Origin of the sequence: Phytopseudomonas argentinensis, assembly GCF_900113905.1 — a bacterium.
GTDB lineage: Bacteria > Pseudomonadota > Gammaproteobacteria > Pseudomonadales > Pseudomonadaceae > Aquipseudomonas > Aquipseudomonas argentinensis.
The window spans coordinates 1-26,016 of record NZ_FORC01000004.1 but is presented as its reverse complement, the minus strand read 5'-3'; the positions used below and the strand labels follow the sequence as shown (position 1 = coordinate 26,016).

At 62.6% G+C, this 26,016-nt stretch carries 26 protein-coding genes; 15 read left to right on the top strand and 11 right to left on the bottom strand.

Annotated elements, in window-relative coordinates; all coding sequences use genetic code 11:
- Window positions 1–60: 60 nt before the first annotated feature.
- Window positions 61–2,535: a TonB-dependent receptor gene (locus BM154_RS17870; protein WP_074887252.1), complete on the bottom strand. Its 2,475-nt coding sequence runs from the start codon at window positions 2,533–2,535 to the stop codon at window positions 61–63.
- 436 nt (window positions 2,536–2,971) lie between these two features.
- Between BM154_RS17870 and BM154_RS17865 the strand changes: the two genes are divergently transcribed.
- The 4 genes from BM154_RS17865 (at window position 2,972) to BM154_RS17850 (ending at window position 8,082) form a co-directional block, all read left to right on the top strand.
- Entirely contained in the window at window positions 2,972–4,372 is a 1,401-nt protein-coding gene (locus tag BM154_RS17865; protein WP_208609460.1) for a purple acid phosphatase family protein, read from the top strand.
- A gap of 71 nt (window positions 4,373–4,443) precedes the next feature.
- Window positions 4,444–5,358 carry a GGDEF domain-containing protein gene (locus BM154_RS17860; protein WP_074887248.1) on the top strand — a complete coding sequence of 305 codons (915 nt, stop codon included), beginning with the start codon at window positions 4,444–4,446 and terminating at the stop codon, window positions 5,356–5,358.
- Window positions 5,355–6,392 carry an AraC family transcriptional regulator gene (locus BM154_RS17855; RefSeq protein ID WP_074887245.1) on the top strand — a complete coding sequence of 346 codons (1,038 nt, stop codon included), beginning with the start codon at window positions 5,355–5,357 and terminating at the stop codon, window positions 6,390–6,392. Before BM154_RS17860 ends, BM154_RS17855 begins: the two co-directional genes overlap by 4 nt.
- A gap of 436 nt (window positions 6,393–6,828) precedes the next feature.
- Entirely contained in the window at window positions 6,829–8,082 is a 1,254-nt protein-coding gene (locus BM154_RS17850) for a sensor domain-containing diguanylate cyclase (protein ID WP_074888673.1), read from the top strand.
- A 246-nt stretch (window positions 8,083–8,328) separates the two neighbouring features.
- Here BM154_RS17850 and BM154_RS17845 read toward each other — a convergent pair whose 3' ends face one another.
- Window positions 8,329–9,240, bottom strand: coding sequence for a LysR substrate-binding domain-containing protein (locus BM154_RS17845; RefSeq protein WP_074887241.1), 912 nt, complete (start codon window positions 9,238–9,240; stop codon window positions 8,329–8,331).
- Between the two features lie 121 nt (window positions 9,241–9,361).
- Between BM154_RS17845 and BM154_RS17840 the strand changes: the two genes are divergently transcribed.
- The 6 genes from BM154_RS17840 to tal all read left to right on the top strand — a co-directional run bounded on the left by BM154_RS17840 (window position 9,362) and on the right by tal (window position 15,479).
- On the top strand, window positions 9,362–10,267 hold the full coding sequence (locus BM154_RS17840) for a sugar phosphate isomerase/epimerase family protein (protein ID WP_074887238.1): 906 nt from the start codon (window positions 9,362–9,364) through the stop codon (window positions 10,265–10,267).
- A complete protein-coding gene (locus tag BM154_RS17835) occupies window positions 10,251–11,027 on the top strand; it encodes an SDR family NAD(P)-dependent oxidoreductase (protein ID WP_074887235.1) in 777 nt (258 codons plus the stop codon). Before BM154_RS17840 ends, BM154_RS17835 begins: the two co-directional genes overlap by 17 nt.
- 48 nt (window positions 11,028–11,075) lie before the next feature.
- Window positions 11,076–12,383 carry an MFS transporter gene (locus tag BM154_RS17830; RefSeq protein ID WP_074887231.1) on the top strand — a complete coding sequence of 436 codons (1,308 nt, stop codon included), beginning with the start codon at window positions 11,076–11,078 and terminating at the stop codon, window positions 12,381–12,383.
- 58 nt (window positions 12,384–12,441) lie between these two features.
- Complete coding sequence (locus BM154_RS17825; RefSeq protein ID WP_074887228.1) at window positions 12,442–12,726, top strand: YciI family protein; 285 nt, start codon at window positions 12,442–12,444, stop codon at window positions 12,724–12,726.
- 724 nt (window positions 12,727–13,450) lie between these two features.
- A complete protein-coding gene (gene dusA, locus BM154_RS17815; RefSeq protein WP_074887227.1) occupies window positions 13,451–14,461 on the top strand; it encodes a tRNA dihydrouridine(20/20a) synthase DusA in 1,011 nt (336 codons plus the stop codon).
- Between the two features lie 91 nt (window positions 14,462–14,552).
- On the top strand, window positions 14,553–15,479 hold the full coding sequence (tal, locus tag BM154_RS17810; protein ID WP_074887224.1) for a transaldolase: 927 nt from the start codon (window positions 14,553–14,555) through the stop codon (window positions 15,477–15,479).
- A 60-nt stretch (window positions 15,480–15,539) separates the two neighbouring features.
- Here tal and rssC read toward each other — a convergent pair whose 3' ends face one another.
- Together rssC and rssB are read right to left on the bottom strand one after the other, a co-directional pair.
- Window positions 15,540–16,025: an anti-sigma factor antagonist RssC gene (gene rssC, locus BM154_RS17805; protein ID WP_074888670.1), complete on the bottom strand. Its 486-nt coding sequence runs from the start codon at window positions 16,023–16,025 to the stop codon at window positions 15,540–15,542.
- Window positions 16,026–16,033: 8 nt separating this feature from the next.
- Window positions 16,034–17,218: a two-component system response regulator RssB gene (gene rssB / locus BM154_RS17800; RefSeq protein WP_074887221.1), complete on the bottom strand. Its 1,185-nt coding sequence runs from the start codon at window positions 17,216–17,218 to the stop codon at window positions 16,034–16,036.
- Window positions 17,219–17,428: 210 nt separating this feature from the next.
- On the opposite strand from rssB, the gene BM154_RS17795 reads away from it, so the two are divergent.
- The gene (locus BM154_RS17795) at window positions 17,429–17,728 is read left to right on the top strand and encodes a PilZ domain-containing protein (RefSeq protein ID WP_074887217.1); all 300 of its coding nucleotides are present in this window, start codon (window positions 17,429–17,431) and stop codon (window positions 17,726–17,728) included.
- An 88-nt stretch (window positions 17,729–17,816) separates the two neighbouring features.
- Here BM154_RS17795 and BM154_RS17790 read toward each other — a convergent pair whose 3' ends face one another.
- Window positions 17,817–18,518: an MlaA family lipoprotein gene (locus BM154_RS17790; protein ID WP_074887214.1), complete on the bottom strand. Its 702-nt coding sequence runs from the start codon at window positions 18,516–18,518 to the stop codon at window positions 17,817–17,819.
- A gap of 210 nt (window positions 18,519–18,728) precedes the next feature.
- On the opposite strand from BM154_RS17790, the gene pcrP reads away from it, so the two are divergent.
- A complete protein-coding gene (gene pcrP, locus BM154_RS17785) occupies window positions 18,729–19,406 on the top strand; it encodes an HAD superfamily inactivated hydrolase PcrP (RefSeq protein WP_074887212.1) in 678 nt (225 codons plus the stop codon).
- A gap of 96 nt (window positions 19,407–19,502) precedes the next feature.
- Window positions 19,503–19,769 carry a DUF4404 family protein gene (locus tag BM154_RS17780; RefSeq protein WP_074887209.1) on the top strand — a complete coding sequence of 89 codons (267 nt, stop codon included), beginning with the start codon at window positions 19,503–19,505 and terminating at the stop codon, window positions 19,767–19,769.
- An 84-nt stretch (window positions 19,770–19,853) separates the two neighbouring features.
- Here BM154_RS17780 and queF read toward each other — a convergent pair whose 3' ends face one another.
- The 4 genes from queF to BM154_RS24610 form a co-directional block, all read right to left on the bottom strand.
- Window positions 19,854–20,681 carry an NADPH-dependent 7-cyano-7-deazaguanine reductase QueF gene (queF, locus tag BM154_RS17775; protein ID WP_074887206.1) on the bottom strand — a complete coding sequence of 276 codons (828 nt, stop codon included), beginning with the start codon at window positions 20,679–20,681 and terminating at the stop codon, window positions 19,854–19,856.
- Between the two features lie 61 nt (window positions 20,682–20,742).
- The gene (gene pyrF, locus BM154_RS17770; protein ID WP_139225483.1) at window positions 20,743–21,441 is read right to left on the bottom strand and encodes an orotidine-5'-phosphate decarboxylase; all 699 of its coding nucleotides are present in this window, start codon (window positions 21,439–21,441) and stop codon (window positions 20,743–20,745) included.
- Window positions 21,442–21,528: 87 nt separating this feature from the next.
- Window positions 21,529–22,749, bottom strand: a complete 1,221-nt coding sequence (locus BM154_RS17765) for a winged helix-turn-helix domain-containing protein (RefSeq protein WP_074888667.1) — start codon at window positions 22,747–22,749, stop codon at window positions 21,529–21,531.
- A gap of 67 nt (window positions 22,750–22,816) precedes the next feature.
- Window positions 22,817–23,044 (bottom strand): DUF1127 domain-containing protein, encoded by a 228-nt coding sequence (locus BM154_RS24610; protein WP_425272839.1) that lies wholly within the window; start codon window positions 23,042–23,044, stop codon window positions 22,817–22,819.
- 96 nt (window positions 23,045–23,140) lie between these two features.
- Here BM154_RS24610 and BM154_RS17755 point away from each other — a divergent pair, with 96 nt between their 5' ends.
- Window positions 23,141–23,995 (top strand): LysR substrate-binding domain-containing protein, encoded by an 855-nt coding sequence (locus BM154_RS17755; protein ID WP_074887197.1) that lies wholly within the window; start codon window positions 23,141–23,143, stop codon window positions 23,993–23,995.
- On the opposite strand, the gene BM154_RS17750 is transcribed toward BM154_RS17755, so the two are convergent.
- Window positions 23,985–24,740 carry a sulfite exporter TauE/SafE family protein gene (locus tag BM154_RS17750; protein ID WP_074887194.1) on the bottom strand — a complete coding sequence of 252 codons (756 nt, stop codon included), beginning with the start codon at window positions 24,738–24,740 and terminating at the stop codon, window positions 23,985–23,987. The genes BM154_RS17755 and BM154_RS17750 overlap by 11 nt on opposite strands.
- Before the next feature lie 109 nt (window positions 24,741–24,849).
- Between BM154_RS17750 and BM154_RS17745 the strand changes: the two genes are divergently transcribed.
- Window positions 24,850–25,815 (top strand): LysR family transcriptional regulator, encoded by a 966-nt coding sequence (locus tag BM154_RS17745; protein WP_074887191.1) that lies wholly within the window; start codon window positions 24,850–24,852, stop codon window positions 25,813–25,815.
- A 48-nt stretch (window positions 25,816–25,863) separates the two neighbouring features.
- On the opposite strand, the gene BM154_RS17740 is transcribed toward BM154_RS17745, so the two are convergent.
- Window positions 25,864–26,016 (bottom strand): aldehyde dehydrogenase family protein (locus tag BM154_RS17740; RefSeq protein WP_074887189.1); only part of this gene is annotated, 153 nt, incomplete at its 5' end.

The window sequence follows — 26,016 nt, the reverse complement described above, 5'->3', positions numbered from 1 at the left end:
TCGGAAAGTGGAAGGCCATTCGCGGGCATGGCCCGCGAGGCGTCAGGGCGGGACGTGCCTTCAGAAGTGCGTGAGGGTCAGGCCAACCTTGTAGGTCGGGCCGTACTCCTCGTACTGGGCGTTGTAGGCGTGGCGCCCGGTGTACAGGTAGTAGGACTCGTCGGTGATGTTCTGCGCCTCGAAGGTCAGCTGCAGCGCGGGCGTGATGAAGTAGCCGGCCTTGAAATCGACGAACAGCTGATCATCGACGTACAGGTCGTTGCGCTTGTCCTCGACCGAACCGATCTCGTACAGGTAGCTGGACTTGTAGTTGGCCGCCACGCGCAGGTTGAAGCGATCGTTCTCCCAGCCGAGCATCAGGTTGCCGACGGTGTCGGACTGGTTCGGCAGATCAATGGTGCGCTTGGCGCCCCGCCCTTCGATGCTGGCGTCGGATTTGCTCAGGGTCAGGTTGGCGCCCAACAGCACGCCGTTCCACGGCGCCGGCAGCCAGTCGAACTTCTGCGAGTAGGCCAGCTCGACGCCATAGAGCTTGGCGCTGCTGCCATTCTCGAAGCTCAGCGCTTCGTCGAAATCCACCCAGGCACCGCTGCCGGCCAGGTCGGTGTTGTAGATGAAGTTGTCGATGTCCTTGTAGAACAGGAAGCCCGAGACCACGCCGGCACGGCCCATGTAGTGCTCGATGCCGAGGTCGACGTTCATCGACTCCAACGGCTTGAGATCGGGATTGCCGAACGACGCATCACCGCCATCGATGGCAAAGCCTGGCGCCAATTGGCCGAAGGTCGGCCGCACCACGGTGTTGGTCCAGGCCGCGCGCACGGCGGTCGACGGTGACAGTTGATAACGCGCATGCAGGCCCGGCAGCCAGTGGTCGTAGCGGATCCTGCTCTGCGTGCTTTCGTACACGCCGTCGCGCAGGCCAGTGCCCTTGGCCTCGAATTCGGTGCCTTCGTAGCGCAGGCCAGCGATAAAGCGCCAATCATCGATGTCGAGGCTGTTCATCAGGTAGGCGGCATTGATGTCTTCGCGCATGTCGAAGTCGTTGATGCGTGAGTTCTCTTCGTCGTAGAAGGCGTCGCGATCCAGGCCGCCGATCAAGTCCTTGATCGCGCCGGCGCTGATGCCGTTGCCATAGTTGCCCAGCGAGTAATCGACATTGCCGCTCTGCAAGCCGTCCAGGCCGACGCCGGAGAAATCGTCATACACCCAGACTTTGGTGTCGCTGGTCTTGTCCCGGCGGCTGAGCTTGCCGCCGAACTTGACCTGGGAGGCGTTGCCGGCGAGGTCATAGTCACGCGCCAGATCCAGGCGGATGTTCTTTTCCCTGTCCTTGCCACTGACCTTTTCCCACTCGACCTCATCGAGCGTAAAAGAAGCCGGATCGTAGAAATCACCGCCAACGCTAACCCGCGGTTTACGGGTACCGTCGAAGCCGACGTTCTCGAAATCCCCCACGAATTCGGCGCCGGCGATACCGCCCGGATCTTTCTCGGTGGCCTGGCTGTAGCCGGCCTGGCCGCTGATCGTCCACAGGTCGATCATGCGTTCGCCGCCGAATACGTAGGACTGGATCTCCTGGGTGTCCTGGCGCGATTTCAGATCGCGCCAGCCTTCGGCGTCACCGCGCTCGCCCGAGGCCTGGGCATCGGCGAACTCGACACCGGCGGCGTTGCGCGTCTCGGTATCCTTGAACTTGCTGTACAGAGTGCGCAGGTAGTAGTTGGAGTAATCGTCGGGCTGGTAGTCGAAGTTCAGGCCGAAGCCGGTACGCTCACGGGTGATCTCGTAGTCACGCTGCTCGACCTCGCCTAGCCGCGCGCCATCGTCAAAATCCCAGGCGCCGCCGGTCTCGACGTTTTCCGAGCCGAACTTGCGCTTCTGCCAGCTGAACGCCGCGGCCACGCCAAAGTTGTCAGTGCCGTCGCCAAGGCTGAAACGGTCGCTGATCGCGCCGGACAACTTGGGGCTGTTCTTGCTGACGTTGGTGTCATGGCTGCCTTCACCGGACAGGGTGTAGAACAGGCCGTCATGGTCGAAGGCCGACAGGCTCTCCACCTCGATGGTGCCGCCCAGGGAGTTGGCATCCATGTCCGGGGTCAGGCTCTTGACCACCGACAGCGACTGCACCAGTTCGGCGGGCAGCACATCCAGCGCCACCGCGCGGCGGTCGCCTTCCGGCGCCGGTACCAGGGTGCCGTTGATGGTCACGCTGTTCAGGTCCGGGGCGATGCCGCGCACGCTGACGAAGCGGCCCTCGCCCTGATCGCGTTCTACCGACAGGCCGGGAATACGCTGCAAGGCTTCGGCGGCGTTGTCGTCCGGCAACTGGCCAACGCCGTCGGCGTGCACCACGCTCTTGATGCTGTCGGCGCTCTTCTGCTCGCGCAGCGCCTTGTCGATGCTGGCGGCCTGGCCGATCACCTCGACGCGCTCGATCGCTTCTTCTGCCCAGGCCGGTGCGGCGCTGATGGCGATGGTCAGCAGGCTGATGCGAAAACCGGCATTGCGGCTATGACGAAATGGCTTTGCCACCTTGACTCCCTCGTTCGATGACCCTGGCGACACCAGGCATGGCAGCGAAAGCTAGAAATCCTTTGTGGCACTTGCGTGACAGACTCGGCGAGCCAGGCGTTGAAAGCACGGTTTTACGGCCGTAGACCGGGTGAATTGAGCTGAATTGACCTCCCCCGCCCCCCTGGGATGAGCCTCGCCAGCTCGATTTCAGCAAGCGACGGAAACGCGCGTTGGCGGCTGCGGGGCGCTGCTGCCAGCGCGCCATGCGCCTTGTCATGAGGACTCTGGAGAGGCTGACGCGAGACTCACCTACGCTTAAATCAGCCTGAAAATTTGCCTTTTCCCGCAGCGATGACCTGAGCCGAATCGACCCCCTGGCTGGTAACCGAACCGTCATACGCCTTTGTTTCCTTGGCGCCCCAACGCTCCTCAGCCTTACCCAAGGAAACCGCCCATGCATCGCCCCCTGCTGCTGGCCACGTTACTGGCCACCGCCCTGACCTGCTCCCCATCCTTTGCCCAACAGGCCGTGCCGCATTCGCCCGGCCAGCCCTACGCCGCTGGTAACCTGGCCGACCGCATCGTGCTGACGCCGGGTGCCGACGCCGCCACCCAGCTGGCCATCAGCTTTCGCACCGATGTGCAGCAAGGCACTGCCCAGCTGGAGTTCGGCCCGGCGCTGGCCAGGCCGCAGTTGACCGCCAAGGCGCAGCCACGCAGTGGGCAGACCCGCCGAGTGGACGCCGAGAACGGCCCCTCCAACTACCACCAGGTGCGCCTGGAACAGCTGACCCCCGATACCGCCTACGTGTATCGGGTCAAGGGCAGCGCCGGCTGGAGCGAGTGGCATCAGTTCCGCACCGCCAGGCAGACCTTCGCGCCGTTCACGTTCCTGTACCTGGGCGATACCCAGAACGACATCCTCGCCGTGGCCTCACGCACTATCCGCCAGGCGCTGCGCAGCGTCGCCCGCCCCGCGCTGGTGGTGCACGCCGGTGATCTGGTCGCCTCGCGCGACGAGCTGGCCCATGACGACGAATGGGGCGAGTGGAACCAGGCCGGCGGTTGGGCCTACGCCGCCATCCCGCAACTGGTGGCCGCCGGCAACCACGAGTACATCGACACCCTGCTGGCAGACGGCCGCGAGAGCCGTACCCTGAGCGAACACTTCCCCGCACAGTTTGCCCTGCCGCGCAACGGCGCCGAGGGCGTGGCCGAGACCAGCTACGTCAGCGACTACCAGGGCGTGCGTTTCGTGGTGCTGGACGGCACCTCGGCGCTCGACCTCGGCACCCTCGGGAACCAGACCCGCTGGCTGGAGAACGCCTTGAAAACCAGCCAGGCGACCTGGAACGTGGTGGTCATGCACCAGCCGATCTACACCTGCGCGCGCCCCGAGGACACCGAAGAACTGAAGGCCGCGTGGCAACCGCTGCTCGAGCGCTACAATGTCGATCTGGTGCTGCAGGGCCACGATCATTGCTACAGCCGCCTGACCCATGCCGCCGGCCGCGATGCCACCCGCCAGGCGCAACAGGCCAACCAGCCCATCGGCCCGGTGTACCTGGTGTCGGTGACCGGCTCGAAGATGTACGGCCTCAACGACCGCGCCCATACCCAACCCGACCGCAGCGCCGAAGACACCCAGCTGTTCCAGACCATCGCAGTGGAACAGAACCGCCTCAGCGTGCGCACCTACACCGCCGATGATCGCCTGTACGACGCCTTCGACATCCAGCGCGACGCCAAAGGCAACAAATACCTGCATGAACCGAAGCTTGAGAAACAGGCCGAGCGCTTCTGCAACGCCGACCGCGGCCCCGATGGCCTGCCCTGCAGCGCGCGGGACAAATGACCGTCATCGTTCTGAGACATTGCCCCGGCATGCTCGGCAGCGTCCACCGGCGGCGCTGCAAGGAGAACCCCATGAAGTCATTGTTGAAACTGCACGCCATGACCCTGACCGGGCTGGTACTGGCCGCCAACGCCGGCCTGCTGATCTACCTGGCCGCTGGCGACATCATGCGCTGGGCTGAGATCAACTGGATGGATGTGGCCGGCGAAGGCGGCACCTGCCTGATCCTCTGCGGCTGGCTGATCATGTTGCTACGCGGCCGCCCGGCCGGCCGCGTTACGCGATTGCTGTCGCTGGGGCTGTGCTTCACCGCGTTCTCGATGTGGATGGATTGCCTGGACGAATTCATCCGCCTGCCCGCCGAGGCGATCTGGGACAACTGGCTGGAAACCGCGCCCATGCCCGTGGGCATGCTGTTGATGACCTTGGGCATGTATCACCTGCAGCAAGAGCAGCGCGCCATCAGCGAGCAGATGCGCAAGCGTGAGCAACGGCTGCGCGACCACCGTCTGTTCGACAACCTCACCCCGCTGTCGGGCGCCCAGTACCTGCGCCAGCACTTGCAGCAGTCCCTGGTGCAGGCGCGAGCCGAGCAACAACCCCTGTCGGTGGTGGCCATCGACCTGGACGACTTCAGCCTGGTCAACCAGCGCTACGGTCAGGACGAAGGCGATCAGGTGCTGCAGGCAGTCGCCCAGTTGCTGCTGCTCAATCTGCGCCAGCAGGACATGCTCTGCCGGCTGGCCGGCGACCGCTTCGTGGCCGTGCTACCCAATACCGGGGAGCACCAGGCACTGAAGATGGCCGGCGAATTGCGCCAGAGCGTCGCCAGCCTCGCCCATCGCAGCCAGCACCACGGCGAACGCCTGCAGCTGTGCGCCACGGTGGCCGCAGTCATGGCGCTGGATGAAAATGAAGCGCAATTGCTCAAGCGCCTCAACCTGGCACTTGCCTGTGCCAAACCGCGCCTGGCGCGCAGCGCATGAGTGCCGCAGTTTATGAGTGTGACAGCCGCTTCATCGCCGCTCACCACCTGCCCGCAGTACTGATCGACCTGGCACGCTCGCGCGGTATCGACACCCATCATTTGCTGCGCGGTTGCGAGCTGTTCTATGACGACATCGTCACCGGCCGGGCACAGATTAGCCCCGGCCAGTTTCTGCGCCTGATCGCCAACGCCCAGAAACTGCTGAACGCAGCGGATACCAGCTTCCTGTTCGGCCAGCGTCTGTGGCCGGGTCATTACGGTGCGGCTAGCCATCTGCTGGAGCAAGCCGATAACCTGCTGCAGGCGCTGGAAGATCTCGTCACCTACCGTACTTTGCTGTCGCCGCTGCTTACACCCGTGCTGCACCTGGACGATCATCATCTGCACTTGTACTGGCGCGACAGCTGCGGCGCCGCAGAGCGGCTGCCCTTTCTGCTCGAGACCAGCATGACGGCGGTGGTCGCGCTCGCCCGCCGTCAGCAGAACGAGCGGCTGCCGTGGCGCTTCCAGTTCGCCTACGCCGAACCGAACCATGTCGAGCAATACTGGGTGCATCTCGGCGATACGCTGAGCTTCGAGCAGCCTTCGACGGTCATGAGCCTGCCCCGCGAATACCTGCTGCGCCCCTGGCCGAATGGCGGCGCCACAGGCGCGCGGGTCGCCCGCCAGGCATGCATCGAACAGCTACAACGTTGGGGATGGCAACACAGCCTACTCGACGAACTGCATGCTCACCTCAGCGCCCATATCAGTCAGCCGCTGAGTCTGGAGCGTGTCGCTAGCGCCTTTGCCACCAGCCCGGCCACGCTCAAGCGAAAGCTCGGCAAACACGGTACTCATTTCCAGGAACAGCTGGACCTGACCCGTCGTGACCTGGCGCTCTACCTCTACCAGGTCAAGGGCTACACTAACGATGAAGTGGCGCAGCGCCTAGGGTTCAGCGACATAACCAACTTCCGCCGCTCGTTCAAACGTTGGACGGGGCGCGTACCCAGCGACCTGGCGGCCTTCGCACTGTACGGCAAGGCGTGACCTGGGCCCTGCGTAACCGGGTGAGCACTCATGCCGACCGGGCATCCCGGCGTCAGCAGCATCGCTCGGCTGGGCGCCTGACATTGTGGGTAAGCTGGAGCAGTCAGCGCAGGAAAGCCTCGCCCTTACGGATCGCTCGTATGATCACGGATCATTTTCTTGGGAAGCGCATACATAGCCATAACGAGCGAAGTTATTGCACCTGATAAGAAGTTGAACGTCTCATTTGTATCCATAGAGAGAACCGTACCCCAAGCAAATGCGCCAAACCCTCCGGCCATGGTTACGGCGGACTCGTAGCAACTGTGCTGTCATGTCGGCGCCTCTAAATGAGTCGCGCATTCAACTGGCGTGCGGCGTGGATATGGAGTCAAATGCTTCGAAGCAGTCTTGTCGCAGTGAAACTTTGTTGTTAAGCAAACCGAAGCCGACCGCCATGAGCACTTTGAGCCCCCCTCTTCTGTCCGCGGTCTGGTCCACGGACGAACTAGGTATTTGCGTTGCCAGCCAGCAAAGCCCTGCAGGGCTTATGCCCGCAATGGAAGGCTTAACGTTGAGTGCATGGCTCGAAACGATACGGGCGGATAACGACGCGAAGATCGCGGTAGAACTGGCGACGGCGTTGGAGCATTCGAATCCTTTTCATGTCGAAGTGCCAATTCGTTGCATGGACGGGACGACGCGGCGTGTGATCTTTTCAGGCATGCCGGATTGCCGATCTAGCGCTCCGGGCTCGCAGTATAGAGGTTTCATTCTTGACATAACCGGGCAACGCAAAGCGTTGGAGGACGCGTTGCGCACCGCGGCGGAGTACCGTCTGCTGATTGAGAACAGTACTGACCTAATTGCCCATTGCAACACGGACGGTAGCTACGTTTCGGTATCGCCGTCTTACAGCAGAATGATAGGTTGGCCTGCCGATGAAATAGTAGGCCGACTGGTGGTGGAGTTCCTGCATCCCGAGGATCGCGCGCCGGCAGCGGATGCTCTGGCTCACATTTTTAACGGCGGGGTACTGCCGGACGTAGTAGAAGTACGCAAGCGGCATCGCGACGGCCACTACATCATGCTCGGTACCAAGGCCTGTGGCGTCATCGATCCTCATACCGGCAACAGCATCGGTGCAGTACTGATTTCGCGTGACATCACCCGCGACAAGGAAAAACTTGGGCAGCTTGTGCAGTTGGCTACCCGAGACACCTTAACTGGGCTGCCTAATCGAGCCTGGATCACCGAAAGGGTCGAGTGCATGCTCGCCAAGGGCGATGCTCAGGCTTTCACGACCATCTTTTTCATCGACCTCAATGGATTCAAGGCAGTCAACGATTCGATGGGACACGCGGCCGGGGATGCTCTGCTGCAACAAGTAGGCGAACGGCTACAGCGCTGCATGCGACCGGGCGATTCGGTCGCACGCCTGGGCGGAGACGAGTTCGTAGTAGCCGCGACGTGCGCTGATCATGAGGTGGCATCTGGAATCGCACAGCGCCTACTCTCCAGCTTGAAGGTGCCATTCACCTTCGATGGCAGGGAAGTTGTAATCGGCGCGGCTATCGGCATCAGCCTGGCACGACTCGGGGCGGCATCGACCAAACTGTTGTTTGAAAGCGCCGATACCGCGATGTATCAGGCCAAAGTACAAGGTGATGGATCATATCGATTCTTCGAACCTGCAACGCCGCCTACCTAATTTAGCTGCGACACCATACGAGCTGACGCACGATCTTAGGGTGCGTGCTTCTAGCCGAATGACGTCCGTGATCGGCTATTTTTGAGCCGCCCGGTACTGGGCCAGTCTTGCGCAAATGTCGATTTCCTCTCGTCGGCATCAGAGTGACCCGCTTTTGGCAGCAGCAAAGCTGTATATCCACACAGCAAGACTGCTAGCCATGAACACCTCCATTCGTCCGCCTGCCCAGTGCGCCGAACTCCTGGGTTATCTGGGCCCGCTAGCCCAACTACGTAGAAGCTGGCAGAAATGCTCCGCCGCTCTCGAAACGGGGCGATCCGTCGGGGTCGTCAGGCCAACCGGGGCGCGTAATAGCGGGCTGGAGAACGGCAGCGCCCTGACGATCCCCAGGCGAAGATCCAGGTCGACCACACCGCGTTGTACGAACCACACAGCGTTATGGTCCTGCACATACACGCGCGAAAAGGTTTCACTAAGCGACTCGAATATCTGTAAGCCTTCGCCGGCATTTTGCGAGAGCAGAAAATTGTCCACGCTGGTGCGCACCAGTGTGCCTTGTGGTGAGGCGATCAACACATAAGGCCGCAGATCTTCGAGATGCAGGCGCTCCAAACCTGCGAGCGGATGATCGTGGCGTACCACCATCAATAGATCTTCTTCATAGAGTGCTTCGAACATCACGCCAAGCATGTCACGGCCAATCAGCCGGCCGACGATCAGGTCGATATCATGGGTGCGCAACTTTCCTACCAGATACTCGTACACGCCGGATAGCACTTGCACCCGTACCAGCGGGTACCGCTCGCGCATCTGGGCGATCGCTGGCGCCAGCATGTACCCCGCCGCCGTCGGCAAGGCGCCGATACGCAGCAACTCAGGCGTATGGTCGGCATCCTGCGCCTGCTCCATGGCCTGATTGAAACTCGCCAGGGTCTGTGCCGCGTGCTTGTGGAAGGTTTCCCCCGCTTGGGTGAGTTGCATGCCCTTGCGGCCACGAATCACCAATTGAACGCCCAATTCATGCTCCAGCTCCTTGAGGCTCTTGGAGACGGCTGAGAGCGTGATGTGCAGAAGCTTGGCCGCCGTGGCGAGGCTGCCGGAACTGACCACAGCGAGAAATACCCGAAGGTGACGAAGGCTGATGGTGGATTGGCTCATCCGCGCGATCCTAAGTTAATCAACCCACAGGTTAATTTCAGGCTGATTTTTTATCAATTTAATCAACCTGAAGTTTCACTTAGCATCCCTGGTAGTTCCAATAACCCCAACCAGGAATCCAATGAAGCCGCCCATTCCACGACTCGGAGCTTCCAGTGCGTCGCTGCCTAGCCTGTGCCCCGAGGCTTTGGTAGATGAACTCGCACGCCTTGGTTACCAGGGCGTCGAATGGCGAGTCGCCGATATCGGCCACCTCGATCCAACGCACCCCTGGGACGCCCGCCAGAACAACCGCTGCACCATCGCCCCCACTGAATCCGCGATCAGCCGCATCCAGGCGCTTTGCCAATCGGTCGGCCTGAAGATCTTCGGCCTCAGCCCCTACCTGGCTGTCGGCGATCTCGACCACGCTGAGCGGTTGATCAATCTGGCAGCCCTTGCCGGGCAGGCGCGCCTGAGGCTGTGGGCGCCCAACTATGCGAGCGAGCGCTATACAGAGGCCTACGGCCGTATGCGCCGATTTCTCGACCAGATCGTGCCGCATGCCGAAGCGCTGGGCGTGCAACTGGTGCTGGAGGTGCATCAGCGCACCATCTGCTCGAGCCCTTCGCTGGCCATGCGCGTGGCCGAGCACTACCCGGCCAGCAGCCTCGGCATCATCTATGACATCGGCAACCTCGCCATCGAAGGGCGTGAAGACGTACAGCTGTCCCTCGACCTGATGGGCCAGCACCTCGCCCACGCGCAGGTCAAGAACGTGTCCTACAGCCCCATCGGCCCGGGCCTTGGCTGGCAGTGGGACTGGTGCCCGCCGGACGAGGGCGTGCTGCCGCTGGCGTCGATGCTGAAAACCCTCGCGGATAGCGGTTTTGCCGACTGGATATCGATCGAGGATTTCTCCACGAAATATGGCGACCTGCACAAGCTGTCGCGCAACCGCGATCTGATTCGTCACTACCTGGGGTTCGGCATCGAGCCGGATTTGCACACTGCCACGAGACATACCGCCCATGAACACTACAACTAACCGCCGGGTCGCGCTGGTCACCGGCGCCGCTGGCGAGCTTGGCCGGGCGATTTGCGCGCGTCTTTGCCGCGACGGCCTGCATATCGTTGCCGCCGACATCAATCTGCAGGCAGCTCAGCAGCTGGTCGACTCACTTGAGTGCCAGCCCGAGCAACGCATCATCGCCGTCTATGCCGACATGGCCGACAAGGGCTCCATCGACGCCATGGTCGAGCAGGCCGGCGCCGAGTTCGGTCGCATCGACGTGGTGGTCAACAACGCGGCTGTCAATCATCGCGGCTCGATCCTCGATTTCGACCCGGCCAAATGGGATCACATGATGGCCGTGAACCTGCGTGGCCCGGCGTTGCTGTGCCAGAAGGTAGCCCCGTACTGGCAGGCCCAGGGCAGCGGTCGGGTGATCAACATGGTGTCGCGCTGCTGGGTCGCAGGTGGCCCACCCGCCTACGTCGCCTGCAAGGCAGGGCTGGTTGGCCTGACCCGCTCCATGGCCCGTGAACTGGCGCCTTACCAGGTCACCGTCAACGCCATAGCTCCCGGGCTGCTGCCCTCGGCTTTCACTCTCGATGGCCGTGACGCCGAGAGCTTCGAGCGGATGGCTGCAGGCTCGATCAACAGCACCCCGCTGAAGCGCCTGACGACGCCGCAAGACATCGCCAACACCACGGCTTTTCTGGCCTCCGGCGATGCTGCGTTCATCACTGCCGAGGTGATTCACGTGTGCGGCGGCAGCCAGCTGGCGCCGTTCGGCAGCGGCTAGCCGCCCTGCCCGTTCTTCAACCACCACAAAGACAATAAAGGTTGCCCCATGACTACTTCAGCTACAAAAGACCGGCGCATGGCGCGCAAGGCTGCCTTTGGCAGCTTCCTCGGCAGCGTGGTCGAGTACTACGATTTCTTTATCTATGGCTCGGCAGCAGCGCTGGTGTTCAGCACGCTGTTCTTCCCGTCCACTGACCCCATGGCGGGCACCCTCGCCGCGCTGGCTACCTTCGGTGTCGGCTACATCGCCAGGCCTATTGGTGCCTTAGTGTTCGGGCACCTGGGCGACCGCATCGGCCGCAAGAAGGTGTTGATGATGACCCTGCTGCTGATGGGCCTCGCCACCACAATCATCGGCCTGCTTCCAACCTACGCCACCATCGGTGCCTGGGCGCCCGGCTTGCTGGTCGCCTGTCGGCTGCTACAAGGCCTGTCCGCAGGCGGTGAACAGGTTGGCGCCAGCCTGCTGACCATGGAGCACGCCCCAGGTACGAAAAAGGCCTTCTACACCAGCTGGTTGATCAATGGAGCGTCGATGGGCTCCATTCTGGCGACCTCGGTGTTCATCCCGCTGTCGATGCTCAGCGAAGAACAGCTACTGTCCTGGGGCTGGCGCATTCCATTCCTGCTCAGCGCACTGATGGTCATTGTGACCCTGATCATCCGCGCCGGCGTGGATGAAAGCCCGGAGTTCGCCGCCAAGAAGGCCGAAGTCGCACAGGCGCCGGTCGTGGAAATGTTCAGCAAGGAGTGGCGCGCGTTCATCGTGGTGTTCTGCTGCGCGCTGATCTGCTCGGTTTCGTCACTGGTGATGATCTTCGGGCTGTCGTGGGCAGCCAACAACCAGAACATCGACCGCGCCTCGATGCTCTCGGCGATTGCCGCCAGTCAGGTGGCGGCGCTGATCTGTCAGCCTTTGTTCGGGATGTTGGCCGATCACATCGGCAAGAAGCGCATTTTCGTGCTCGGCTGCCTGGGCTGCTGCGCAGGTGTATTCCTGTTCCTGTGGTCGATCACCACCGGCAACATTGCACTGATCATCCTCGCGACCGTGATGCTCAAGGGCATCATCTACAGTGCTCCGAACGCACTGTGGCCATCGTTCTACGCCGAGATGTTCAGCATTCGCGTGCGCTACACCGGCGTGGGCCTGGCGACCCAGCTCAGCTTCATCGTCGCCGGTTTCTCGCCGAGCCTGTGCTACGCACTGCTGGGCGGTGTTTCCGACTGGCTGCCAGTGGCTTACTTCATTGGCGGCATGGCACTGATTGCAGCCATCGCCGGCATGGTGTCACGCCCTGCGGCAGAACCAGCCCCTCAACTGACAACCAAGCCTCTGGCCGCCCACGGCTGACAGTAACCCAGTGGCGCTGCACCTTGTGCAGCGCGAACCATCACTGAAAGGAACAAGCATGCCATTTGCTTTGATAGCCCATGATTACCCCGATGCGCTCGAGCGCCGACTCGCTTGCCGCGAACGCCACCTTGCTCGTCTGAAAGCGCTGGCCGAGCAAGGCAAGTTGCTGGGCGGCGGCGTGCTGCTGAACGACGAAGGCAAGATGATCGGCTCCAACGTGCACCTGGATTTTGAGCAGCGCGAAGATCTAGATCGATGGCTGGAGGATGAGCCGTACGTGTTAGAGCGGGTTTGGCAGCAGATCGAAATACGCGAGATTAAGCTGCTTAATCTGGGCTGAAAGAAAAGGGCCGAGTTCCAACCCACACGGTTCGAAAGCTTGCCCGATAGTCAGTAGGTTTCAAATGTACATGCTGGGTCGGGTCATCACTCAGCATGTACAAACGCGGACCGTCTCTGAACTGAACGACCCGGTAGAGTAGAACTGCTCGCTGGCTTCTTTGGATAACTCCAACTCGCCTCGATGTGGTACCAGCCGATGGGTAGGCTCCCAATTCATCTTTGGTGGGTCGCGACTGCGTTCCCGGCTACGCAGAATCATGCCCATCTTGCGCAGGACCTTTCTTGCGTCTGGCATGGCGGTCGCGTCGATCTGATATCCCCACGCTGGCCTGGCAACTGAGAGCACAGCACCCAGGTGAGAGAGCTTGTTCGAAACGGATTGTGCCTGCACGCTGCCACCAGCTTTGCTCATGCGCCACCGAGCATATTCAACGAGTTTCTGACTTGTTAGATCCGACTCTATTACGCCGCCTATCCAACTCGCAGCGGTAGCAAGCAAGGTGGTTCGCATCGAAGGACCGGCTTTCTTGATAAACTATGACCCCTTACGGCGCAGCCGGATCTGCGGCGTACTTCACCTGCCCGCTTTTATTAACACGCTGTGTGATGGTTCCCACGCTATCGCAACCAGCGCTGAAAATTTTTCACCAGTGCTAAATTTTTACACTACCGGTAAAAACCGCTAAAAACCGCCTTTTTAAGCACCAGACAGAACTGCGCAAATGCCTCTAGAATCAACGCCAACGCCAGCACCCGAACGCCCTGCGCTGTCCCGCCGCTTCTCCGTGGCGCCGATGATGGATTGGACTGATCATCACTGCAGATACTTCCTGCGCCAGCTGTCGCAGCACGCGCTGCTGTACACCGAGATGGTCACCACTGGCGCGTTGCTGCATGGCGATACCCAGCGCTTTCTGCACTACGACCAGACCGAGCATCCCCTGGCGCTGCAACTAGGCGGCAGCAACCCCGCCGAGCTGGCTGCCTGCGCCCGCCTTGCCGAGCAGGCGGGTTACGACGAGGTAAACCTCAACGTCGGCTGCCCCAGTGACCGGGTGCAGAACAACATGATCGGCGCTTGCCTGATGGCCCATCCTGCCCTGGTCGCCGAGTGCGTCAAGGCTATGCGCGATGCGGTGAGCATTCCCGTGACCGTCAAGCACCGCATCGGTATCGACGGGCGCGACAGCTACGCAGAACTCTGCGATTTCGTCGGCCAGGTGCGCGATGCCGGCTGCCGCAGCTTCACGGTGCATGCGCGCATCGCCATCCTCTCGGGCCTGTCGCCCAAGGAAAACCGCGAGGTGCCGCCGTTGCGCTACGACATCGCCGCCCAGCTCAAGCAGGAGTTTCCCGATCTGGAGCTGGTGCTCAATGGCGGTATCAAAACCCTCGACGCCTGCCAGCAGCACCTGCAGACCTTCGATGGCGTGATGCTCGGCCGCGAGGCGTATCACAACCCGTACCTGTTGGCCGAAGTCGACAGGCAACTGTTCGGCAGCGTGCGTGCTCCGCTCAGCCGCCATGAGGCAATGCTCGCCATGCGCCCCTACATTGAACGCCATATGGCTGCCGGCGGTTTGATGCATCACATCACCCGGCACATGCTCGGCCTGGCTCAAGGCTTCCCAGGCGCCCGCCGCTTCCGCCAGCTGCTGTCGGCCGACATCCACAAGAGCCCTGAGCCGCTGGCCATTTTCGACCAGGCGGCCGAGCTTCTGCAGGGGCGTTGAGCGCTCGCGGCGCAACCGCTGCGGTGCCACCAGTTGAGCGACAACCGAGGCTCAGGTAAGGTCGTGGCACTCGAATCGACAAGGCCGTGCCATGACCTCCAAGCTGGATCAACTCAAGCAGTTCACCACCGTGGTTGCCGACACCGGCGACATCGATGCAATCGCCCGTCTCAAGCCGGTCGATGCCACCACCAACCCCTCGCTGCTGCTCAAGGCAGCGGCGCTGCCGCGCTATGCCGAACTGCTCAAGCAGGCGGTAAGTGCCAGCAAGGGCGATGTCGATCTGGCCAGCGATCGCTTTGGCGTGACCGTGGGTCGGGAAATCCTCCAGGTAATTCCAGGGCGCATTTCCACCGAGGTGGACGCCCGCCTGTCCTTCGACACCGAAGCGACCCTCGGCCGTGCCCGCCGCCTGGTCGAGCTGTACGAAGAGGCAGGCGTCAGCCGTGAGCGCATCCTGATCAAGATCGCCTCGACCTGGGAAGGTATCCGCGCCGCCGAGCAACTGGAAAAGGCCGGGGTACAGACCAACCTCACCCTGCTCTTCTCCTTCGCCCAGGCGCGCGCCTGCGCCGATGCCGGCGCCTTTCTGATCTCGCCATTCGTGGGGCGCATCTACGACTGGTACAAGAAGGCCGAAGGCCGTGACTACGTCGGCAGCGAAGACCCCGGCGTACAGTCCGTGACGCGCATCTACGACTACTTCAAGGCCCAGGGCCACAAGACAGTGGTAATGGGCGCGAGCTTCCGCAATGTCGGGCAGATCGAGCAACTGGCCGGCTGCGATCGCCTGACCATCAGCCCCGAGCTGCTGCAGCAACTGGCCGACGACAACGGCCCGCTGGAGCGCAAACTCGATAGCGAAGTGTCCGGGCACAGCGAAGCGCGGATCAGCGAGAGCCAGTTCCGCTGGGACATGAACGAAGACGCCATGGCCACCGAAAAGCTTGCCGAAGGCATCCGCGGGTTTGCCCGCGATCAGGAAAAACTGGAAAAGCTGCTCGTCGCCAACCGCTAACCCTGGAAACGAAAAACGGGGCGTCGACCGTGTCGGCGCCCCGTTTTTTATGGCTGGGAATCAGGGATGCTGTTCGAGCGCACTCACCAGATCATGGAAGGCCGCGCGGTTCGACTCGTTCAGGCCCATCAGAATGCGATGCGCCTCCAGCACATGGGCCCGCACCACGTCTTCGGACTGATCCTGCGACGGCAGATCGGCCAGGCAATTCGGGCATTCGTAGGGCTGATCGATGATGTTGAACACCTGGTCGAAACCCATCGACTGCAACAGCCGGGTGATATCGGCGTGGGTAGTCACCACGGTCGGCAGCAGGCCGACCTTTTGCCGCGAGAGGATCGACAGCTTGGCCAGCAACCCCAGGGTGGTGCTGTCGATGCTGCGTGTTTCCGTCAGATCGATAACGATGGCGGAAAAATTCAGCGCGGTGAAAATCTTTTCGATCGTGGAATCCAGCGCCGAACACAGGGTCAGGCGCACTTCACCGATGAACTTCAGGACGAAGGTTCCATCCTGCTCGGCGAACTGGATTCTACCGGGGCTTATCCCAGGATTCATGCAAGGTTCCTGCTTAACACCAGCAAGGCGATATCATCCGGCATCTCCGCCAGACTGGCCAGTCCAAACACGCTACGCAACCCATCCAGGGTTCCACCTGCCTCGCTGACCAGCTTGGGCAGCAAGGCTTCTTTTTCCTGCAGGTTGTCACCGGCCAGCAAGTCGAGGATGCCGTCCGACAACAGGGTCAGGCTGAATGACTCGGGAAGATCGATTTCCAGATTAGTGTAATCGGCTTCCTTGAACAGGCCGACCGGCAAGCCGCGACCCTCCAGATAATACGCCTGGCCACCGGTATACATGACCGGCAGCGGCAGATGGCCGCCGATGCTGTAGGTCAGCCGATTGGTCTGCTCGTCGATCACGCCGCCAAGCATGGTCACATGCTTGCCCAGCTTGCAGTTGATCAAACCCCGGTTGATATGGCCGAGCACGTCCGACGGTTTGAACTCCGGCAGCATGCCATTACGCCGCGACTCGTAGAGCAGGCGCGTGGTCATGAACTTGAGCAGCACGGTGACGAAGGCCGATGACGCGCCGTGGCCGGACACGTCCGCCAGGTAAAAGGCCACGCGGTGCTCGTCGACCCGGAAATAGTCGACGAAGTCGCCGGACAGATACAGCGACGGGATGATCTGGTGGGCGAAGGACAGCCCCTCGTCCTCCCATGGGGTGACAGGCAGCATGTTCATCTGCACCTGGCGCCCGGCGTTCTGGTCTTCCTGCAGCAGGTGCAGGCTGGCCTGCAATTCGCGGTTGGCGGTTTCCAGCTTTTCGCGGTAGCGCTCGTTTTCCTGACGCAAGTGCACGCGATCCAACGCGCGATGCACCGAGTGCTCGAGCACGGCCAGGTCTTCGAGGGGCTTGATCAGGTAGTCGGCGGCACCCAGGCGCAGCGCCTCGACGACATCGGTCATCACCCCGGCGCCAGAGACCACGATGATCGGCGCGCAGGCTTCCAGCGCGTTGATGCGGCGAATCAGTTCGAGGCCGTCGACCTGCGGCATGCGCAGATCGCAAATGACCAGGTCGGGTCGTTCGCGCTCGAACACTTCGAGACCTTGCAGGCCGTTGCTGGCCAGCAGGATGTTGAAGCCGCTGTCTTCCAAGTAGGCTGCAATGCTGGCGCGGACGACTTCGTCATCATCGATCAGCAGCAACGTGGCACTGGTTTTGTGCATGGGGTGTCCAGGCAAACTGCGCCGGGGATGGTTAGCGTAAACGCAGCCAACGACCTGCGCGGGTACACGGTTCGCGTCAAGGCGCAGACGGTACTCCCATCCTCACCGCGATTCAACAGGCGCCGTTAGCCGCGAGCGGCTTTACACCTTAAATGGCCGAGGGTTATAAGAATCGCAACATCGCCCCGACCTTTCAATGAGGATAGCCTGATGAGCCAGAATGATCGTGATTACACGGAAAAGCGCGATTACATTCGCATGCGCCTGGAAACCCAGGTAACCCTTAATCACGGTGGTCAGACAGTTCCAGCACTGTGCCGAGACCTATCGAGTACCGGCATGCAGCTCGAAGCGCAGTGCCAGGCGCAGGTCGGTGATCGGGTGAGTGTGCTGATTCCGTCCGGACACGACTCACTCAAGGGACTGGAAACCGAAGCCGAAGTGGTACGGGTGACGGATCTGGGCGACGGCCGGCAGATCCTCGGGCTCGCCGTGACCTCGATGAACTGAAACACACTGTAACGTGATGGAGTCGGACTCCATCACGCCAGCGCGAGGCCCCTTAGCCCTCTGCGTGCCAGTAGCCGCCCTGCGCGTCCTAGAAGTCGTCCTCGACCTCACCGTCGCGCACGCGGAACTCACGGTTCTGCAGGTAGGCGTTGCGGATGAAGATGTACTTGTCGCCGCTGATCATGCGCTCGGCATCCAGCAGGCTGGCGCGGGTATCGACCACATTGACGCCACGCAGCACGTTGCGCGTCGGCACATGATCGATATGGGGATACGGGGTCAGGAAGCTGTCCGGGATCTTGCTCGGCGCGTCACGCAGCGAACTCGGGCCGAGCAGCGGCAGCACCAGATACGGGCCGCTTTGCACGCCCCACACACCCAGGGTCTGGCCGAAGTCTTCGTCGCTGCGCTGCAGGCCCATGCGGGTGGCCACGTCGAAGAAGCCCAGGCCGCCCAGGGTGGTGTTGAACAGCAGGCGGCTGGTATCGACACCCGCATCGTGAATCTTGCCCTGCAGCAGGTTATTGGCCAGGTTGCCGACCTCCCACAGGTTGCGGAACACATTGTGCACGCCGGTTTCGACGAATTGCGGGGTCACCTTGCGATAACCCTGGGCCAGTGGCTTGAGAGCGTAGGTATCGACGGCATCGTTGAAACGAAAGACGGGACGGTTGAATGACTCCCAGGGGTCTTCCGTTGCCGCCTGGCCTGCCAGCGGCAGCGCCATCAAGCCGGCACAGGCCAGCACCCGACCAAGGCTTGCGATCCAATCCGGTCCAATCAAACGCATTACTGTTCTCCTAGGCTAATGTGCGCGGCCTATCCGGCGGCAGCGGCGTAGTATAAGGCGGGACGTCGGCAATAGGCAGAGTACCGACGCCCGGCCACCGTGATCGCGAGCCAGGTCACGCTGCCGGTCGTCTGGATATCGATCGGCGTCATGGCAGCGTCACATTGACTTGTCATGGTTGAAGCGATAATCGCCAGGGAATGACATCGCATGCCTCAGCCTGCCTTTTGCGCCGCCCCCTCCTCCCTCACGGCCGTGCTCTTCGGCCTGTCCGGCTGCTTGGTGGATTTTGGAGCACGCAGCCCACTGCTGACCGGCCAGCGTCACCTGAGCCTGGTCCGTGAACATGGGGGCAGCCGCCACCCCGCGGCTGTCGCGCCCGAGCTGGACAGTTGCGCCGAACCCACTCCCGGTGCGCTGAACACCCTGCGCAGCCTGCATGAACAGCGGGTACCCTGCGCCTGGCTGGATGAGCTGCCTGAGCCCCTGAGCCAACGACTGGCCAGCCGCCTGCCCGCCTGGTTGGCGGCTTCACCGGCTTGCACCCAGCGCTCCTGGCCAGCCCCGGACGCCTGCTGGCAGGCCCTGGCAGCGCTGCAGATCGAACGCCTGGAGGGCTGCGTACTGGTCAGCGGCGAGCCACGCCTCCTACAGGCCGGCCTGAATGCCGGCTTATGGACCGTGGGCCTGGCCGCCTGCGGCTCACTGGCAGGCCACACGCTGGCTGACTGGCAGTTGCTCGATGAGCTGACCCGCGAACGCTTACGCGCTGATGCCACGCTATCGCTCTATCGCCTCGGTGCTCATTCGGTCATCGACCAGCTCACCGACCTGTCAGCCTGCCTCGACCATCTGCAGATTCGCCGCAGCAAGGGTGAGAAGCCCTAGGTCGCGCGCTTCGGTAGGCTAGGCTAAACGAGAAGTACTGACCTTTCATCGCGCCGCACGGTCAATTGTCTTGCCTATCAAGAGAGGGAGTGCCCCATGCCTGCGAACCACCTGCAGCAGCAACTGGAAGAGCTGCGCAAGCAACTGGTCGAACATCCGCCAGAAAACGAAGAAGATCGCGAGTCGCTGGAACTGCTCGCCCGCGACATCGAGCTACAGCTGGCTGCGCAACCGGTGACCACGCCCGATGCCTCACTGGTCGATGGCGTCAATCTGGCGGTGGAACGCTTCGAGGTAAGTCACCCGACGCTCGCTGGAAGCCTGCGCAATATCATGCAGACCCTGGCCAACATGGGCATCTGAACCAGGCGCTGCAAAAGAAAACCAGCCGTCGGGCTGGTTTTTTGTGTGCGTCTATTCGGGCAGGCTGGCGTTATCCGCCAGCGCTCATTGCCGCACCAGGCGCCGGTTGCGCGGCACCTCTGCGAGCGTGGTGCGGTAAGGGTTGATATCCAGGCCGCCGCGGCGCACGTAACGTGCATAAACGGTCAGGTATTCAGGCTGCAGGTGCTTTTGCAGATCCAGGAAGATGCGCTCCACGCACTGCTCATGGAAATCGGCATGCTGGCGAAAACTCACCAGATAGGCCAGCAGGCTTGCCGGCTCCAGCGCAGGCCCGCGATATTCGACCAGCACACTGCCCCAGTCCGGCTGGCCGGTTACCGGGCAATTGGATTTGAGCAGGTGGCTGTGCAGGCTCTGCTCGACGACCCGTGCCGCATCGCAAACCAGCAGATCCGGCTGCGGCGCGGAATAATTGCTGATACTCACGTCCAGGTCGTCGATGCAGGTGCCTGGCAAAACAGCCAGCCCTTCACGGGCCACCTCATCCAACCGCCGGACGCGCACGCCCACGGGCTTACCCGCAGTCGCGGACAAATCCTTCTCGAGCACACTCAGCAGTTCGGCTTCGCTGGCGAACACCGACTGGTTCAGGGAGTTGAGGTACAACTTGAAGGACTTCGACTCGATGATATTTGGTGAATCGGCGGGAATCGCGAACTCGCCAATGGCCACCACCGGCTTGCCGGATGGCAGCAACCAGGACAGCTCGAAGCAGTTCCAGTAATCCATGCCTCGATACGGCAGCGTCTCGGCGCTCAACCCCAACTCGGCCCATTTGGTGGCCCGGGGGATGGGAAACAGCAATTCAGGCGAGTACGTCGCGATGTATTCGCTGCTCTTGCCCAGCGGGGAATGTTCCACGGATTGCATGGCGGTTACCTGTAACGCGTTGGCTGCGGAGACCCGATCATCTCCGCCGAAGAAAAGTGGTTCAGACCAGCTCGGCGGCCACTGCGGCCAGTGCTGCAGCCGGATCGGCTGCCTGGCTGATCGGCCGGCCGATCACCAGGTAGTCGGAGCCGGCGTCCAGCGCCTGGCGCGGGGTGAGGATGCGCCGCTGATCATCCTGGGCACTGCCGGCCGGGCGGATACCTGGGGTGACCAGCTGCAGCGCCGGTTGTGCGGCTTTCAGGGCCGGTGCTTCCAGCGCCGAGCAAACCAGGCCATCCATGCCGGCTTTGTGAGCCAGCCCGGCCAGACGCAGCACCTGCTCCTGGGGCTCGATGTCCAGGCCGATGCCGGCCAGGTCTTCGCGCTCCATGCTGGTCAGCACGGTGACGCCGATCAGCAGCGGCACCGGGCCGTTGAACCGCTCCAGCGTCTCGCGGCAGGCACTCATCATGCGCAGCCCGCCGGAGCAATGCACATTGACCATCCACACGCCCATCTCGGCTGCCGCCTTGACTGCCATGGCCGTGGTGTTGGGAATGTCGTGGAATTTCAGGTCGAGAAACACCTCGAAACCGCGGTCACGCAAGGTGGCGACGATGTCCGACGCGCAGCTGGTGAACAGCTCCTTGCCGACCTTGACTCGGCACAACCTGGGATCGAGCTGGTCGGCCAGGGCAAGCGCGGCCTCCCGGGTCGGGAAATCCAGGGCAACGATGATCGGGGTCTGGCACGCGGACATGAGCAACTCTCGAGCAGGAAATTCGGCGCGCATTGTAGCGCAAGCGATTGCCGATGGGGGTTGCAACGATGGCTGGACTAGGGCCTGTTAACACTGCCGCGCAAGCTGCGCCGCCAGCCGTACGCCTTCGCCACGCTGGCAGGCGATGCGGATGGCACTCAAGCCCAACCAGTCGGCCAGGCGCCCTACCGCGCCGGCCAGTGCCGCGATGCCGTCCTCGTCCAGCCCCGGAGTCTCCTCATGCACCCCATGGATCGCCAGGCATCCCTGGCTGCGCTCGGCCCGCACGTCCAGCCGCGCGGCGATCCGCTCGCCGAACAGAAACGGCAGCACGTAATAGCCATACACCCGCTTGTGCTGTGGCGTATAGATCTCCAGCCGATAGCGGAAATCGAACAACCGCTCGGTGCGTGCGCGCTCCCAGATCAGCGAGTCGAATGGCGACAGCAGCGTGCAGGCCGCAACCCGGCGCGGCACCCTCAGGGGCGCGACGCAGTACGCCGGCTGCGCCCAGCCGTGCACCTGGACAGGGCTCAACGCGCCCTCCTCGAGCAGTTCCTGCAAGCGTGCGCGGCAGTCCCCCGGCTGCAGACGAAAGTAATCGCGCAGGTCTCGCTCGGTCGCCACCCCCAGCGCCCTGGCCGCCTGCAGCACCAGCGCGCGCTGTGCATCGGCCTCGCAAGGCTGCTGCGCCAGCAGGGAGGCCGGTAGCACCCGCTCCGGCAGATCGTACAAGCGTTCAAAGCCGCGGCGCCCGGCGACCGTCACTTCGCCAGCCGCGAACAACCATTCCAGCGCCTGCTTTTGTGCAGTCCACCCCCACCAGGGGCTGCTGCGCGGGCGTTCCTCGGCCAGGCTGCCGGCGCTCAGTGCACCGCGCTCGGTGACCGCCTGCAGCACCTCGCGAATCAGCGGCTGCTGCTCGCGCCCGAGCGCTGCCAGCCCCTTGTAGATGCCGCGCCCCTGCTTGGCTCGCTGCATGCGCCAGCGCAGCAGTGGGTAGTAGTCGAACGGCAGCAGGGAGGCTTCGTGGCCCCAGTATTCGAACAGCGTGCGCTGCCGGCCTTGGCTCCAGGCGGCCTGCTGCAACAACTGCGGATCGTAGTGACCAAGACGGGAATACAGCGGCAGGTAATGGGAGCGCACCACCGCGTTTACCGAGTCGATCTGCAGCAGGCACAGCCGCTCGATCACCCCGTTGATCGCACGACTGCCAGGCTTCCCTGATCGCGGGCGCTGCGCAAACCCTTGGGCGGCAAGCACTGCACGTCGTGCCTGGGCGGCAGACAAGCTGATGATGGTCGACATGACTGCACCAACGATAAGTGGAAAATTACGGTAACCCATCGCACTCAATCGACCAAGCGTAGGCCGCCTACTTGCTCAACGGGTCATCCCAGAACGGCCGCTGGATCTCGCTGAACACCTCACTGCGGCTCAGCCCCAGGTCCTTCAACGCGGCGTCGTTGAGTGATGCCAGCAATTGGCGCTCATGCGCCAGTTGCTGCCAACGGCGCACCTGCGCTACAGGCTTTTTCAACCAGCCCATGAACCGCAGGGGCTGACTCGGCACGACCAGTCCGACACCTACCCGATCATCCATCTTTTCTTCCTCCTGAAGGGATGGATCTAGTGTCGGGCGGGTAATAAGATCAATCCAACGAATGTTACTTATGCGATACATCTCGGAGATTGATGGATGGCGCAGTACCCCAACATCGACAGCGAACTGCTGCGCACCTTTGTCGCGATAGCCGATTACGGTGGCTTTACCCGGGCCGCCGACGCGGTCAATCGCACCCAGTCGGCGGTGAGCATGCAGATGAAGCGCCTCGAGGAAGATGTGATCGGCCGCCCGCTGTTTCAGCGCGAGGGCCGCCAGCTCACCCTGACTGCCGAGGGCGAAATACTGCTGGGCTACGCCAGGCGCATTCTTCAGTTGCACACCGAGGCGCTCAATATCCTGTGCCAACCCGACATGGTCGGCACCCTGCGCATCGGCACGCCGGATGACTATGTGATGCGTTTCATGCAGGGCATCCTGATCCGTTTCGCCCAGGCCTACCCCCTGGTGCAGGTAGAACTGCACTGCGAACCGTCGTTCGCCCTGTTGCAGCGTCACGACCTGGACCTGACCATTGTCACCCGCGAGCCCGGCGCGGAGATCGGCGAGTTGCTGCGCCAGGAGCACCTGGTCTGGGCCGAGGCGTCGGCGGCCAAGCTGCATGAGGCCAATCCACTGCCGCTGGCGATGTTCAACAACCAGTGTTTTTGCCGCACCTGGGCCTGCAATGCACTGGATGCGCAGTCGCGCAGCTACCGTATTGCCTATAGCAGCCCAAGCCTGTCGGCGATCATGGCAGCGGTCAGCGCCGGGCTGGCGATCACCGCCCAGCTGCGCAGCCTGATCACCGCCGACCTGCGCATTCTCGGCGAGGCCGAAGGCATGCCGGAATTGCCCACGGCCAGCGTGATGCTACTGCGCAACGAGCGCACCCGTTCGCCGGCCAGCGAGGTGCTGGCCGAGCAGATTGTCGAAGGGTTCAGGCTTTGAGGCCGAGCGCCACCGCGCAGGCCAGCAAAAAGGCAGTAAACAGCATGCGTAACAGGCGCTCGGGCAGCGCGTGAGCCAGGCGCACACCCCAGCTGATGCTCAGCAACCCGCCTATCGCCAGCGGCAAGGCCAGCGCCCAGTTGACATGGCCGTGCATGGCATAGGTCACCAGAGTCACGCCGGTGCTGGGCGCCGCCAGGGCCAGTGACAGGCCCTGCGCCACCACCTGCGAGGTGCCGAACACGCTGGTCAGGATGGGCGTGGCGATCACCGCGCCACCGACCCCGAACAGACCACCGAGCAGCCCCGCACCACTGCCCAGCACCGCCAGCCAGGGCCAGTGGTGGCACAGTTCGCCGCTCGCGGCAGGTGGCCGCAGCCACATGCGCAGCAGGTTATAGAAGGCCAGGGCAACCAGAAAGGCGACGAACGCCAGGCGCATCGCCTCCGGATCGAGATTGACTGCCCAGCCCGCGCCGACCAGTGCGAACACAAAGCTGCTGAGCGCCAAGGCCAGCGCATAGCGCAGATCGATGCGGTTGCGCTGGTGATAGCGCCACAGCGCCAGCAGCACATTGGGCACCACCATCACCAGCGCGGTGCCCTGGGCCAGTTGCTGATCCAGCCCGAACAGCACGCCCAGCGCCGGAATCGCGATCAGGCCGCCACCGATGCCGAACAGCCCGCCAAGGGTGCCAAGTGCCAGGCCGAGCAGGATATTGAGGGCAAATGCGAGCAGATCCATGAATTGTCTCGTCCAAACACAGGGTGAACGCATGCTACCCATCGTTGGATGGATGGGTAACGCATAGCCCGGCATAATGGCTATGCGATTTACGCACAGCGGACACGCCATGAACCCAGATGCCTTAACCGACCAACTCAGCCTGTTTCTCGATGTCCTGGAGAGCGGTAGCTTTTCGGCGGCCTCGCGCCTGCATCCGCTCACACCGTCGGCCGTCTCGCGGCGCATCGACGCGCTGGAGCGCTCGCTCGATTGCAGCCTGTTCAGCCGCAGCACCCATGCGGTGCGCGCAACCCCGGCCGGGCTGGCGTTTGCAGAACGGGCCAGGCGGATCCTCGCCGAGCTGCACATGGCACGCGCCGAGGCGGTATCGCTGAGCAGCGCTCCGGAGGGACTGATCCGTGTCGACGCGCCGGCACCGTTCGGTCGCCGCCATCTGGCGCCGGCGATTGCCGACTTTCTCACCGCCTACCCGGGGCTGGACGTGCAACTACGGCTGATCGACAGCTTTATCGATCTGCACGGCGCGCACCTGGGCGAAGTGGATCTGGTACTGCGCATCGGCCCCCTGGCCGATACGCGCCTGGTGGCGACGCCGCTGTCGCCGATGGTTCGCGTAGTATGCGCCAGCCCAGCCTACCTGGAACGCCGCGGGGTACCACGGGCGCCGGCCGAACTGCTGGAGCACGACGGCCTGGATTGGGATGGCCTGGCGCCCGCCTACGCCTGGCGCTTCGAGAATGGCGGAAAACTCGCCATGTACCGCCCTCGCCGCCTGCGCATGACCGCCAACAATGCCGAGACCCTGGTGTTCAGCGTGCTCGCCGGCCTGGGCGTGGCCCACCTGCCCACTTGGCTGGTCAGCGAATATCTGGTGCGTGGCGAGCTGGTGGCACTGTTCTGCGACAACGGCCTGCCGGCGCCAGAGCCCAGCGGCATCTATGCGCTGCGCCTGCAACGCGATACCGACTCACGCAGCCGGCTGCTGCTGGAATTCCTGAAAAACCGCTTTGGCCCGACACCGCCCTGGGATCTGCCGTTACAGAATGCGCTACAGCGTGGCGCTGGCCGCTAAAGAAAACGCGGCCTAGGCCGCGCTTTCCAGTACCACTCCCCAGAGGCCTTAAAAGAAGCCCAGCGGGTTGATGTCGTAGCTGATCAGCAGGTTCTTGGTCTGCTGATAGTGGTCGAGCATCATCTTGTGGGTTTCGCGCCCGACCCCGGACTTCTTGTAGCCGCCAAAGGCAGCGTGCGCCGGGTACAGGTGGTAGCAGTT